Annotated in this window: 12 protein-coding genes and 1 riboswitch; of the genes, 10 read left to right on the top strand and 2 right to left on the bottom strand. The window is 72.4% G+C overall.

Annotated elements, in window-relative coordinates; all coding sequences use genetic code 11:
- Positions 1-157 precede the first annotated feature (157 nt).
- A riboswitch (FMN riboswitch) is annotated at positions 158-287 on the top strand.
- Positions 288-459: 172 nt separating this feature from the next.
- The 10 genes from ribD (at position 460) to DEJ43_RS05065 (ending at position 9118) form a co-directional block, all read left to right on the top strand.
- Positions 460-1533: a bifunctional diaminohydroxyphosphoribosylaminopyrimidine deaminase/5-amino-6-(5-phosphoribosylamino)uracil reductase RibD gene (gene ribD / locus DEJ43_RS05110; RefSeq protein WP_041662127.1), complete on the top strand. Its 1074-nt coding sequence runs from the start codon at positions 460-462 to the stop codon at positions 1531-1533.
- A 2-nt stretch (positions 1534-1535) separates the two neighbouring features.
- Positions 1536-2144, top strand: a complete 609-nt coding sequence (locus DEJ43_RS05105) for a riboflavin synthase (RefSeq protein WP_015032246.1) — start codon at positions 1536-1538, stop codon at positions 2142-2144.
- 44 nt (positions 2145-2188) lie between these two features.
- Positions 2189-2785, top strand: coding sequence for a nicotinamide mononucleotide transporter family protein (locus tag DEJ43_RS05100; protein ID WP_051026020.1), 597 nt, complete (start codon positions 2189-2191; stop codon positions 2783-2785).
- Positions 2782-4068 carry a bifunctional 3,4-dihydroxy-2-butanone-4-phosphate synthase/GTP cyclohydrolase II gene (locus tag DEJ43_RS05095; protein WP_015032244.1) on the top strand — a complete coding sequence of 429 codons (1287 nt, stop codon included), beginning with the start codon at positions 2782-2784 and terminating at the stop codon, positions 4066-4068. Before DEJ43_RS05100 ends, DEJ43_RS05095 begins: the two co-directional genes overlap by 4 nt.
- Before the next feature lie 34 nt (positions 4069-4102).
- Positions 4103-4588, top strand: a complete 486-nt coding sequence (gene ribH / locus DEJ43_RS05090; RefSeq protein ID WP_015032243.1) for a 6,7-dimethyl-8-ribityllumazine synthase — start codon at positions 4103-4105, stop codon at positions 4586-4588.
- 35 nt (positions 4589-4623) lie between these two features.
- Entirely contained in the window at positions 4624-4896 is a 273-nt protein-coding gene (locus DEJ43_RS05085) for a phosphoribosyl-ATP diphosphatase (protein WP_015032242.1), read from the top strand.
- Positions 4897-4969: 73 nt separating this feature from the next.
- Positions 4970-5818: an ATP phosphoribosyltransferase gene (gene hisG / locus DEJ43_RS05080; protein WP_015032241.1), complete on the top strand. Its 849-nt coding sequence runs from the start codon at positions 4970-4972 to the stop codon at positions 5816-5818.
- 41 nt (positions 5819-5859) lie between these two features.
- Entirely contained in the window at positions 5860-6315 is a 456-nt protein-coding gene (locus tag DEJ43_RS05075; protein WP_015032240.1) for a PH domain-containing protein, read from the top strand.
- 224 nt (positions 6316-6539) lie between these two features.
- Positions 6540-8069 (top strand): hemolysin family protein, encoded by a 1530-nt coding sequence (locus DEJ43_RS05070; RefSeq protein WP_015032239.1) that lies wholly within the window; start codon positions 6540-6542, stop codon positions 8067-8069.
- Positions 8066-9118, top strand: coding sequence for a hemolysin family protein (locus DEJ43_RS05065; RefSeq protein ID WP_015032238.1), 1053 nt, complete (start codon positions 8066-8068; stop codon positions 9116-9118). The genes DEJ43_RS05070 and DEJ43_RS05065 overlap by 4 nt, the downstream gene beginning before the upstream one ends.
- A gap of 99 nt (positions 9119-9217) precedes the next feature.
- Here the strand turns inward: DEJ43_RS05065 and DEJ43_RS05060 are convergent, their stop codons facing one another.
- Positions 9218-11143, bottom strand: a complete 1926-nt coding sequence (locus DEJ43_RS05060) for an AAA family ATPase (protein ID WP_041663665.1) — start codon at positions 11141-11143, stop codon at positions 9218-9220.
- 309 nt (positions 11144-11452) lie between these two features.
- Positions 11453-12082, bottom strand: a complete 630-nt coding sequence (locus tag DEJ43_RS05055) for a uridine kinase family protein (protein ID WP_015032236.1) — start codon at positions 12080-12082, stop codon at positions 11453-11455.
- Positions 12083-12376: the final 294 nt, after the last annotated feature.

Here is a 12376-nt window from a genome sequence, read left to right as displayed (position 1 = left end):
CCGTTCCTCGGAGGTGACACGGAGATTAAGAGGACTAGACCAGTGCGTCAATAGGTCTGGACCAAAGAGGGGTTCTGTGGGACTCTGTGAGCCAGACCACAGGATCTCGGCCACATCGCCCCGCGCGGCTCGTGGCACACTGGCCCTGTATCAGCAGCAGCGCACTCCGGGGTCGGTGTAATTCCGAACCGGCGGTATAGTCCGCGACCCGTCCGCAGCCAGCGGCCGGTTGACCAGGTGAAATTCCTGGACCGACGGTGAAAGTCCGGATGGGAGGCAGTGCGCGGCGGGCGACCCCTGTCAGGGGTGTGCCGGCCGTACGTCCGCTGGTCGCCGCATCGACACCGATCGGCGTACCCGGAGGACGCGGCCTCGGCGCACCCTGTGCAATGCGTCGTTCCGCTCTCTGTCGTCATCGACAGGCCCCGGAGTCCGTGCCCGAAGAGGCAGGAGGACCCGGTGGCCCAGCAGGCCGACATCACCGCCATGCGACGCGCCGTCGAGCTCGCCGCACGCGGACTCGGCGCCACCAGCCCCAACCCGGTCGTCGGGTGCGTCGTCACCGACGCCTCAGGCCGGCCGGTCGGCGAGGGCTGGCACCAGCGCGCCGGCGGCCCCCACGCCGAGGTCCACGCCCTGCGCGAGGCGGGCGCCCTCGCCCGCGGCGGCACCGCCTACGTCACCCTCGAACCCTGCAACCACACCGGCCGCACCGGCCCCTGCGCCCAGGCCCTGATCGAGGCCGGGATCAGCCGCGTCGTGTACGCCGTCGGCGACCCCAACCCGCAGGCCACCGGCGGCGCCGACACCCTGCGCGCGGCCGGCGTCGACGTGCGGCAGGGCCTCCTGGAGGACGAGGCCGAGGCCGTCAACCTCGCCTGGCTCACCTCCGTACGCCGCGGCCGCCCCTTCGTCCGCTGGAAGTACGCCGCCACCCTCGACGGCCGGATCGCCGCCGCCGACGGCACCTCCCGCTGGATCACCTCCGCCGAGTCCCGCGCCGACGTCCACCGGCTGCGCGCCGAGGCCGACGCCGTCGTCGTCGGCTCCGGAACCGCCCGTACCGACGACCCCCACCTCGCCGTCCGCGGCATCGACGCGGCCGTACAGCCGCTCCGGGTCGTCGTCGACACCGAGGCCACCGCCGTCAAGGCCGGCGCCCGGGTCCTGGACGACGCCGCCCCCACCCTGATCGCGGTCGCCGAGGACGCCGACACCGCGCTCACCGACGTCGTACGCCTCCCCAGGGCCGAGCGCGGACTCTCCGTACCCGCCCTCCTGGACGCCCTCCACGCGCGCGGCGTCCGCTCCGTCCTCCTCGAAGGCGGCCCCACCCTCGCGGGCGCCTTCGTCGCCGCGGGAGCCGTCGACCAGGTCGTCGGCTACCTCGCCCCCGTCCTCCTCGGGGCGGGCCCGAACGCCCTCGCCGGCGCGGGAATCAGCACCATCACCGACGCGTTGCGGCTCGACATCACCGAGACCGTCCGCGTCGGAACCGACCTCCGCATCACCGCCACCCTCAAGGGAGCCTGACCGTGTTCACCGGAATCGTCGAAGAACTGGGCGAGGTCGTCGCCGTCGAGCAGCTGGAGGACGCCTCCCGCTTCCGGCTCCGCGGCCCCCTGGTCACGGAAGGCGCCCAGCACGGCGACTCCATCGCCGTCAACGGTGTCTGTCTCACGGTCGTCGAGTTCGGCGACGGCGAGTTCACCGCCGACGTCATGGCCGAGACCCTCAAGCGGTCCAGCCTCGGCGCCCTGGACGTCGGCACCCGCGTCAACCTGGAGCGGCCCATGGCCGTCGGCGGCCGCCTCGGCGGTCACATCGTCCAGGGCCACGTGGACGGCACCGGCACCATCCTGGAGCGGAGCCCCTCCGAGCACTGGGAGCTCGTCAAGGTCGGCCTGCCCGCCCACCTCTCCCGGTACGTCGTCGAGAAGGGCTCGATCACGGTCGACGGCGTCAGCCTCACCGTCGTCGAGGTCGCCGACGACTGGTTCACCATCAGCCTCATCCCCACCACCCTCGACCTGACCACGCTCGGCATCAAGCAGCCCGGCGACCCGGTCAACCTCGAAGTCGACGTCATCGCCAAGTACGTCGAGCGGCTGCTCGGCGCGGACGCCAAGGAGAACGAGAAGTGAACTGGCTCAACTCCGAGGCGTTCACCGTCCTCGACCAGCACATCATGTGGTCCGACATGATCGGCAACACGATCGGGCTCATAGCCCTCGCGCTCGGCTGGCGCCGCTCCATCCTCACCTGGCCCGCCCAGCTGCTCTCCGGCCTGATCCTCGTCGGCGCCTACGCCTCCGCGCACCTCTCCGGCGGCGTCGGCAAGCAGCTCCTGGTCATCGGCGTCGCCGCCTGGGGCTGGTGGCAGTGGAACCGGGGCAGGCAGCAGGCTCAGGACGGCTCCATCGCCGTCCGCTTCGCCACCTGGAAGGAGCGCGGCCTGCTCCTCGGCGGCGCGCTCCTCGGCACCCTCGCCGTCGGCGGGCTCTTCACCCTCTACCCGTCGCTCTCCTGGAGCCCGTGGGCCGACGCGTACATCTTCGTCGGCACCCTCGTCGCGATGGTCGCCCAGGCCCGCGGCCTCGTCGAGTTCTGGTTCGCCTGGCTCCTCGTCGACCTCGTCGGCGTCCCGCTCGCCTTCAACAGCGGCCTCGCCTTCTCCGGCCTGGTCTACGTCATCTACTTCGCCCTGGTCGTCTGGGGCATGCGCGACTGGTGGCTCCGGACGCGCACGACCTCTGCCACCGCTCTGGAAGGAGCCCACGCATGAGCGCGCTGCCGATCTGGGACGCCACCGACCTCGCCCTCGACCCCGTCGAGCAGGCCATCCGCGACATCGCCGCCGGCCGCCCCGTCGTCGTCGTCGACGACGAGGACCGCGAGAACGAGGGCGACCTCGTCATCGCCGCCGAGAAGGCCACCCCCGAAGTCGTCGCCTTCATGATGAGCGAGTGCCGCGGCCTCATCTGCGCCCCCATGGAGGGCGAGGAGCTGGAGCGCCTCCAGCTCCCGCAGATGGTCGAGCACAACACCGAGTCGATGCGGACCGCCTTCACCGTCTCCGTCGACGCGTCCCCCGACCACGGCGTGACCACCGGCATCTCCGCCGCCGACCGCGCCACCACCCTGCGGATGCTCGCGAGCGGCCGCCACGAACCGGGCGACTTCGTGCGCCCCGGCCACATCTTCCCGCTCCGCGCCAAGCCCGGCGGCGTCCTCGCCCGCAACGGCCACACCGAGGCCGCGGTCGACCTGGCCCGGCTCGCCGGACTCCGCCCGGCCGGGGCGATCGTCGAGATCGCCGGCGAGGACGGCGTCATGCTGCGCCTGCCCGAGCTGGTCCCCTTCGCCCGCAAGCACGGCCTGACGATCATCTCCATCGAGGACCTGATCGCCTACCGGCGCTCCGCCGAACCGACCGTCCGCCGCGAGGCCGAGGTCCAGCTGCCCACCGCGCACGGCGACTTCACCGCGTACGGATACCGCTCCACCGTGGACGGCGTCGAGCACGTCGCCCTCGTCCACGGCGACATCAGCGACCTCGCCGACGGCGAGGACGTCCTGGTCCGGGTCCACTCCGAGTGCCTGACCGGCGACATCTTCCACTCGCTGCGCTGCGACTGCGGCCCCCAGCTCCAGGCGTCCATGGACCGGATCACCGAGGCCGGCCGCGGCGTCGTCGTCTACCTCCGGGGCCACGAGGGCCGGGGCATCGGCCTGCTGTCCAAGCTCCGCGCGTACGAGCTCCAGGAGCGCGGCCGCGACACCCTCGACGCCAACCTGGAACTCGGACTGCCCGCCGACGCCCGCGACTACGCGGCCGGCGCGCAGATCCTCGCCGACCTCGGCGTCCGGAGCCTGCGCCTGATGACCAACAACCCCGACAAGATCCACGCCCTCACCCGGTACGGCCTCCGGGTCGAGGGACGCGAGCCCATGCCGGTCACGGCCGGCGAGCACAACCTCCGGTACCTCACCACCAAGCGGGACCGGATGGGCCACGACCTCCCGTGGCTGGACGGCTCCCCGGCCTCCACCTGCGGCAACCAGTAATCACGTACGTACGAACGACCGGCTAGGGAGAAACATGAGCGGCAAGGGCGCACCCGTCCTCAGCGTGAAGAACTGCGGCGACCTGCGGGTCGCGGTCATCGCGGCGCAGTGGCACGAGAAGATCATGGACGGACTCGTCGACGGCGCCCTGCGCGCCCTGAGCGAGCTCGGCATCGACGAGCCGACCCTGCTCCGCGTCCCCGGCAGCTTCGAGCTCCCGGTCGTGGCGAAGGTCCTCGCCGGGCGCGGCTACGATGCCATCGTGGCGCTCGGCGTCGTCATCCGCGGCGGAACGCCGCACTTCGAGTACGTGTGCCAGGGCGTCACCCACGGCCTCACCCAGGTCTCGATCGACACCGGCGTACCCGTCGGATTCGGCGTCCTCACCGTCGACACCGAGGAGCAGGCCCTCGACCGGGCCGGCCTCGAAGGCTCCACCGAGGACAAGGGCCACGAGGCCGTCACCGCCGCCGTCGCCACCGCGACCACGCTGCGCACGGTCAGCGAGCCCTGGCGCTAGTGACGTGAACCTCACCCCGTACTCTTAGGACCATCATGGCGAACAAATCCTTCGAAGAGCTCTTCGCCGAGCTCAAGCTCAAGGCCGAGACCGGCGACCCGGCCACCTCCCGCACCGCGGAACTGGTGGACAAGGGCGTCCATGCCATCGGCAAGAAGGTCGTCGAAGAGGCCGCCGAGGTCTGGATGGCCGCCGAGTACGAGGGCAAGGAAGCCGCCGCCGAGGAGATCTCGCAGCTGCTGTACCACGTCCAGGTGATGATGGTCGCCCGCGGGATCTCGCTCGACGACGTCTACGCCCACCTCTGAGCACACCCGTCCCACCGTTCCGAAAACTCCCTGGCAACTCCCGAAAAACTCCCAGGCAAAGGAAGCTCACCCCATGCTGCGCATCGCCGTTCCCAACAAGGGTTCCCTCTCCGGACCTGCGTCGGCAATGCTCCATGAGGCCGGCTACCGCCAGCGCAAGGAGTCCAAGGAGCTGGTGGTGATCGACCCCGACAACGAGGTCGAGTTCTTCTACCTGCGCCCGAAGGACATCGCGATCTACGTCGCCTCCGGCAAGCTGGACATCGGCATCACCGGCCGCGACCTGCTCCTGGACTCCGGCGCCAGCGCCGAGGAGATCCTGCCGCTGAACTTCGGCCGCTCCACCTTCCGGTACGCCACCCGCCCGGGCACGGCGAAGGGCCCCGAGGACTTCGGCGGCATGACGATCGCCACCTCCTACGAGGGCATCGTCGCCAAGCACCTCGCCGACCAGGGCATCGACGCCTCCGTCGTCCACCTCGACGGCGCCGTCGAGACCGCGATCCAGCTCGGCGTCGCCCAGGTCATCGCCGACGTCGTCGAGACCGGCACCAGCCTGCGCAACGCCGGCCTGGAGGTCATCGGCGAGCCGATCCTGACCTCCGAGGCCGTCGTGGTCCGCCGCCACGGCGCCGACGACGACCACCCGCAGGTCCAGCAGTTCCTCCGCCGCCTGCAGGGCGTCCTCGTCGCCCGCTCGTACGTGATGATGGACTACGACTGCCGCGCCGAACACCTGGAGCAGGCCGTCGCCCTCACCCCGGGCCTTGAGTCGCCGACCGTCTCCCCGCTGCACAACGAGGGCTGGGTCGCGGTCCGCGCGATGGTGCCCGCCAAGGAGGCGCAGCGGATCATGGACGATCTGTACGAGATCGGCGCCCGCGCCATCCTCACCACCGCCATCCACGCCTGCCGCCTCTGACGGCACGGACCGCCCGCACCGAAGGCCCCGAGGAACCCCCCGTGTCCCACGCACCGACCCCCGCCCTGCCGGTCACCTTCCGTCCCGGGCGCACCCGGGCCGTGCTGCTGACCCTGGGCGTCGCGATGTTCGTCGTCGTCACCGCCGTCGCGCTGATGCTCGAACGTCTGGGACCGGGGGAGCGCGCCAGCTTCGTCTTCACCGCCGCGCTGCTCCTCGGGGTCCTCGTCCTGCTCAGCCGCCCCAAGGTCGTCGCCGACGACGCGGGCGTCACCGTCGTCAACATCACCCGGACCCGCCGTCTCGCCTGGGCGGAGATCCTCAAGGTCAACCTGCGCCCCGGCGACCCCTGGGTCTTCCTCGACCTGAGCGACGGCACCAGCCTGCCGGTGCTCGGCATCCAGCCGGGCATCGCCAAGGAGTCGGCGATCCGCGACGCCCGCGCCCTGCGGGCCCTGGCCGAAAGCCGCGGCACGGGCGCGGAGCGGACGGACTGACCCGACGCGGGCGATCCGTCCCCCATCCGGGGCCGACCCCCTGCCCTTCCGGGCCTTCGCGTGACTACTCTGGAGGCGGTGGTGCCGAGCGCACCACCGCCTCGCATGTGCAGGGCCGTACCCACGGCCCGCGAGGCCACCCTTCGACCCGAGGAGTGACTCCCTCCAGCAATGGACGGATCGTCCGGTAGTACCTGCGCCGCCCCCTCCCTGGAGGCGGCGGCATGATCGTCTCCCTTCTGCTGCTCGTCGCGGCCTTCGTCCTCATCCTCGCCAACGGCTTCTTCGTGGCCGCCGAGTTCGGTCTCGTGACCGTCGAGCGAGCCGAGGCCGAGCGGGCCGCGGCCACCGGCGACCGGCGCGCCCGCACCGTCGTCACCGCCCTGCGCGAGCTGTCCTTCCAGCTCTCCGGCACCCAGCTGGGCATCACCATCACCTCCCTCGTCGTCGGCATGCTCGCCGAGCCCGCGCTCGCCGGACTGCTGCACGGACCGCTCACCGCGACCGGACTGCCCGCCGGGGCCGTCTCCGGCATCTCGGTGGTGATCGGGATGCTGCTCGCCTCCGCCGTCCAGATGGTGGTCGGCGAGCTCGTGCCGAAGAACTGGGCGGTCTCCCGGCCGCTCCAGGTGGCCCGGTTCGTGGCCACCCCGCAGCGCCGCTTCTCCGCCCTCTTCCGGCCGGTGATCTCCCTGCTCAACCGGGTCGCGAACCGGCTCGTACGGCTCCTGGGCGTCGAGCCCACCGAGGAGCTGGACTCCGTCCGCACCCCCGGCGAGCTGGTCTCCCTGGCCCGCCACTCCGCCCTGGCCGGCACCCTCGAACAGGACACCGCCGACCTCTTCGTACGGACCCTGTCCCTCGGCGGCCTCACCGCCGGGCAGGTGATGACCCCACGCGTCAAGGTGAGCGCCCTCCAGTGGGACGCCACCGCGGCCGACGTCGTCAACCTCACCCGGGCCACCGGACTCTCCCGCTTCCCGGTCTACCGCGACCGCATCGACGAGGTCGTCGGCATGGTCCACCTCAAGGACGCGCTGGCCGTCGCCCCGCACGCCCGGCTCCGCACGCCGGTCGGCCGGATCGCGGTCCCGCCGCTCCTGGTGCCCGAGACGCTGCCCGCCCAGACCCTGCTGGAACGGCTCCGCCGCGAGCAGCCGATCGCCGTCGTCGTCGACGAGTACGGCGGCACGGCCGGGGTCGTCACCCTGGAGGACATCGTCGAGGAACTCGTCGGCGAGGTCCGCGACGAGCACGACACGGTGGCCGACGGACGGCCCGAACTGGCCGCCGCCCCCGCCGAGGACGGCCGGCCCGCCTGGGAGGCCGACGGCTCCTGCCGGGTCCACATCCTGCGCCGGATAGGCCTCGACGTGCCCGACGGGCCGTACGAGACCGTCGCCGGGCTCGTCGCCGATCTCCTCGGGCGCATCCCCGCCCCCGGCGACCGGGCCGAACTCCCCGGCTGGCGGCTCTCGGTCCGCCAGGTCGACCGCTACCGGGCCGAGCGGGTGCGGATCGTCCGTACCTCCACCGACCAGGACACCACGGCGGACTCCGCCGCCCCGGCTCCCGGTTCGGAGACGGCCCCCGGACCGGAGATGGCCCCCGGGTCGGCAACGGCCCCCGGGCCGGACGTGGTCTCCGCGGCCCCGCTCCACGGCCCGGACACGGACTCCGCCGCCCCGGCTCCGGCCCGGGCCCCCGGCCGGGCTCCGGCCCAGGCCCCCGTCCCGGCGGAGGCCGTCCGATGAGCACCCTGCAACTCCTCTTCGCCGTCCTCCTCGTCCTGGCGAACGGCTTCTTCGTCGGGGCCGAGTTCGCGCTCGTCTCCGTCCGCCGCAGCCAGATCGAGCCGCTCGGCGGCGCCCGGGCCAAGCAGGTCCTGCACGGTCTGGAGAACCTGCCGCAGATGATGGCCGCCGCGCAGTTCGGCATCACCGTCTGCTCGCTGACCCTCGGCGCCGTCGCCGAGCCGACCGTGGCCCGTCTCCTCGAACCGGTCTTCCACACGGTCGGGGTCCCGGAGGCGCTCATCCACCCGCTCGGCTACGTCATCGCCCTCGCCGCGGTCGTCTTCCTCCACCTCGTCATCGGCGAGATGGTCCCGAAGAATCTGGCGATGGCCGCGCCCGAGCGGACCGCGCTCTGGCTCGCCCCCGGCCTGGTCGGCTTCGCCCGGCTCTGCCGGCCGGTGACGGCCGCGCTCGGCGCCTGCGCCCGGCTGGTGCTGCGGGCCTTCAAGGTCGAGCCGAAGGACGAGGTGGAGGCGGTCTTCACCAGCGCCCAGCTGGGCCGGCTCGTCGAGGACGCCGGCCAGGCCGGGCTGCTGGACCCCGCCGAGCAGGAACGCCTCGAGGACGCCCTCGAACTGGGCACCCGCCCGGTGACGGACGTCCTCATCGCCCCGGCCTCCCTGGTCACGGTCCCGCCGTCGGTCACCCCGCGCGAGATCGAGGAGCTGACCGTCCGCACCGGCTACTCGCGCTTCCCGGTCCGCGGCGGGGCGGGCGCCACCTTCATGGGCTTCGTGCACGTGAAGGACGTCCTCGACCTGGAGGAACGGGAGCGGGCGGTGCCGCAGCGGCTGTGGCGGCCGATGGCGACGGTCCGCGCCGAACTGCCCCTCGACGACGCCCTCACCGTGATGCGCCGGGCCGCCACCCATCTGGCGCAGGTCGCCGACGGCTCGGGCCGGGTCCTCGGCCTGGTCGCCCTCGAGGACGTCCTGGAGATGCTGGTGGGCGAGGTCCGCGACCCCGCGCACCGGGTGAGGACGGCACCCGCGGGCGTACGCGGCTGAGCGCCGGCCGCGAGGCCGTGTCCGGAAAGGAGCGCCGTCTGCCCGCAGGCCAGGCGGGACTCTCCGGACACGGCCGGGGACCCTCGTTCGGATCAGGTCCTAGTAGCCGGGCGGGGGCTCCTGCTGAGGGCCGCGGTCGACCGGACCGCGGCCCGACAGGACCTCGCCGTACGCCTGCATCAGATCGGCGAGCCGGAGGGTCGCCAGGTCCTCCCGGGTCGGCGTGCTGGCGTACCCGGAGAGCCGCAGGTCCCGGTACGCGCAGGACTTCTCGTACAGGGTCCGCAGGAAGCGCCCGTTGCCCAGCTCGTCGATCCAGCCCTGCTCGACGACGTGACCGCTGATGGAGCGCAGTTCCTCGACGGCCTCCTCGTCCCAGCCGTCGCCGTTGGCCGCGGCGAGCACCTCGCCGATGGCGGTGAGCTCCAGCGGCCGGTACGAGGGGAAGTCGACGCGGGTGGTGAAGCGGGAGGAGAGACCGGGGTTGGTGCTGAGCAGCCGGTCCATGCCCTCGGGGTAGCCGGCCAGGATGACCACGAGGTGGTCGCGGTTGTCCTCGGCCCGCTTCAGCAGCACCTGCAGTGCCTCGTCGCCGTAGGCGTCACCCTTGCTGTACCCGGTGTTGGAGAGCGCGTACGCCTCGTCCACGAACAGCACCCCGCCGACCGCGGAGTCGATCAGTTCGTTGGCCTTGACCGCGGTCTGGCCGAGGAACTCGCCCACCAGATCCGCCCGCTGGGCCTCCACGAGATGATCGCCGCCGAGCAGCCCGAGGGCGTAGAACACCCGGCCGAGGATGCGGGCGACCGTGGTCTTCCCGGTGCCCGAGGGGCCGGAGAAGACGAAGTGACGTTTGGGCGGCTGGACCGGAAGACCTTGCCCGGCCCGCAGCCGCGCCATCTCCAGCTGCGCCGACAGCGCCTTGACCTGGCGCTTCACCGGCTCGAGACCGACCATGCCCTCCAGCTCGGCGAGCGCCTCCGCGAGCAGCACCGGATCGGTGGGACCTGCCGGGAAACGCGGGGGAACCGGCTGTGCGGGCAGCGGGGCTTTCTGCCGTACGGGCTCCGGCGAGGCGGCCGGGGCCACCGGCGGGGCCGGCTCGGGCGCGAGCCGCAGCCCGTCGCCGACCGGGCCGCCGCCCTCCGGATCGGCGCCCGGCGCGGTGTCCACCCCGTCCTGGCCGAGCCCGCCGCCGAGGGTGCCGAGCGCGACCGTCGCGAGACCGGCCGGGTCGTCCACCCCGTCGTAACCCTCGAAACCGTCGTACTCGGCGATCGCCGCGAGACGCGCCGCCGTGTCCATGAACGTGGGGTCGATGCGGTGCACCGCCCGGTAGAGCGGCAGGGCGGCGGCGCTGCGCCCGGTGCCCTCGTGGGCGCGGGCCAGCCAGTACCGCAGCTCCTTGCGCTGCGGCTGTTCGCTGCGGCAGCGCATCAGCGACGCCGAGAGCAGCGGTTCGGCCTGCCCGTACATCTCCAGACGCACCCGGGCCATGCCGCCGAAGAGCCCGGCCTCGATGCCGAGCAGCGGGTCGTCGACCAGGCTGTCGGTGTGCCGGACCAGCTGGTCCCAGTCCTTGACGAGGTACGCCCGACAGGCGTGCAGGAAGCGCACCTGGGGATCGGTGTCGACCGGCGGCAGCCCGGCGAGGGCCCGGTCGAGCTCAGGGACGTGCCGCCCGTCGAGCCAGTGGGAGGCGTGCGCGAGCAGCAGGTCGCGCGGGCTCTCCAGGACCGGCTGCACCCACCAGCCGAGCCAGTACCAGGAGTTCAGGGTGCGCCGGTACCGGGCCCGCTGCTCGCCGAAGCGGTCGCGGTTGCGGTACATGCGCAGCAGCGCGGTCGTGGTGTCGACCCGGAGCGCGTGCAGCCCGAGCCAGGCGTCCGCCATGCCGGGGTCGATCCTTACCGCCGTCCGGAACTCGTCCTCCGCCTGCGGGTAGGCGCCCATCGTGTAGGCGTCGACTCCGCGCAGCCAGGCGAGTTCGGCGGGGGCCTGCGCGCCCTGCGTGCCGATGTCCATCGGGTCCCCCACAACCGTCTTCGCATGGACGGGATTTGACCGCACCTGGGGGCATCGTACCTGCGCAGGGGGTGCGCGCTTAAGGAGAAGCGCATGATCCGGAAGCGGTGACCCTGGGTGAGCATCAGGGGTCGCGAAGGGGGCCTGAGAGGCCCCTGAGGGGCAGAACGAAGCCCCCGATCACGGGGGAACAACCGGGGGCTTCGTGTCCGCGGCGGCTCCGAAAAGCCGCACATTCAGAACGTAAGACCTGTACGCCCCTTGGGTCAAGCGGAGTTGAGGCACTTGCGGAAGTGGACTTTCGGCCGCTCAGTTCACGGACATGAAGCCGTCACGGTACGTGATGATCTGGTCCGAGTCCGCTGTCACAGCGGGCCCGGGAAGCCAGTCGTACCCCTCGGGGCGCTCCCGTACCAGGGTGTCGGCGAAGGCCCGGGAGGGGTCCCCGGCGAAATGGCGAGTCTCCGCCACGGTCCAGCCGTCCCAGAAGGAGGCCTGGTCCGGACCGTCCCGGTGGCGGCCCCGCGCCCAGGACTCCTCAGGGCCGCGCTCCATCCACAGCAGCCACGCCAGGAACGGCCGCACATTCCGCCGGCCGGCACCGACACCCTCGACGAGGACGACCGGCGCGGCCGGGAGCACGCGCGCCTCGCCGAAGCGACGGAGGTTCCAGTCGTACGGCCGGTACGACGCGCTCTCGCCGCGCGCCAGCGGGTCGAGGACCTGCTCCCGCAGCCGGCCGGTCCACTCGAAGAGCTCTTCGTGCGTGGCGAGGTCGTCGAGGTGAAGGACGGGGGCGCCGCCGAGGGCGGCGGCGAGCCGGGCCGCGAGGGTGGACTTGCCGGAACCCGCGTGCCCGTCGACCGCGATCAGCCGGACCGGCCCGCAGGAGGGCGGCAGCCGGAGCAGCGCGTGGGCAGCGCGGTCGAGGTCGTTCATGGCCCCAGGGTAGGGGAGCGGGGGACCGCCGCAGGTCAGGGAGGTGGCTGCCGTCACTGGTAGAGACCAATATTGGTGCGGCCGACGCGGGCCGAAGTGCTGGCGAAGCCGGGACCAGGCCGGGATAGTGGGGCGCGCCCGGCCCTGTCCGTGCGCCCGTGGTCAAGTCCGTGCGGGCTCGGGTGAGGCCGACAATGACGCACCGCGCCTGCCCGTTGCCCGCCTCTTGCCCACCGCCCTATCGGTCCACCGGCCTACCGTCGACCGCTCTATAGGTCAGCCCGCTTCCCGCTC

The organism is Streptomyces venezuelae ATCC 10712, from assembly GCF_008639165.1.
Classification (GTDB): Bacteria; Actinomycetota; Actinomycetes; order Streptomycetales; family Streptomycetaceae; genus Streptomyces; species Streptomyces venezuelae.
Note: the sequence above shows the minus strand (reverse complement) of the source record. Positions and strands in the feature narration are given on the sequence as shown.

What these genes read in the sequence shown, in the direction of transcription:
- DEJ43_RS05060 (WP_041663665.1), bottom strand. Translation starts at nt 11,143, where the DNA reads ATGGACATCGGCACGCAGGGCGCGCAGGCCCCCGCCGAACTCGCCTGG.
- DEJ43_RS05070 (WP_015032239.1), top strand. Translation starts at nt 6,540, where the DNA reads ATGATCGTCTCCCTTCTGCTGCTCGTCGCGGCCTTCGTCCTCATCCTC.
- DEJ43_RS05100 (WP_051026020.1), top strand. Translation starts at nt 2,189, where the DNA reads ATGTGGTCCGACATGATCGGCAACACGATCGGGCTCATAGCCCTCGCG.
- DEJ43_RS05055 (WP_015032236.1), bottom strand. Translation starts at nt 12,082, where the DNA reads ATGAACGACCTCGACCGCGCTGCCCACGCGCTGCTCCGGCTGCCGCCC.
- hisG (WP_015032241.1), top strand. Translation starts at nt 4,970, where the DNA reads ATGCTGCGCATCGCCGTTCCCAACAAGGGTTCCCTCTCCGGACCTGCG.
- DEJ43_RS05095 (WP_015032244.1), top strand. Translation starts at nt 2,782, where the DNA reads ATGAGCGCGCTGCCGATCTGGGACGCCACCGACCTCGCCCTCGACCCC.
- DEJ43_RS05085 (WP_015032242.1), top strand. Translation starts at nt 4,624, where the DNA reads ATGGCGAACAAATCCTTCGAAGAGCTCTTCGCCGAGCTCAAGCTCAAG.
- DEJ43_RS05065 (WP_015032238.1), top strand. Translation starts at nt 8,066, where the DNA reads ATGAGCACCCTGCAACTCCTCTTCGCCGTCCTCCTCGTCCTGGCGAAC.
- ribH (WP_015032243.1), top strand. Translation starts at nt 4,103, where the DNA reads ATGAGCGGCAAGGGCGCACCCGTCCTCAGCGTGAAGAACTGCGGCGAC.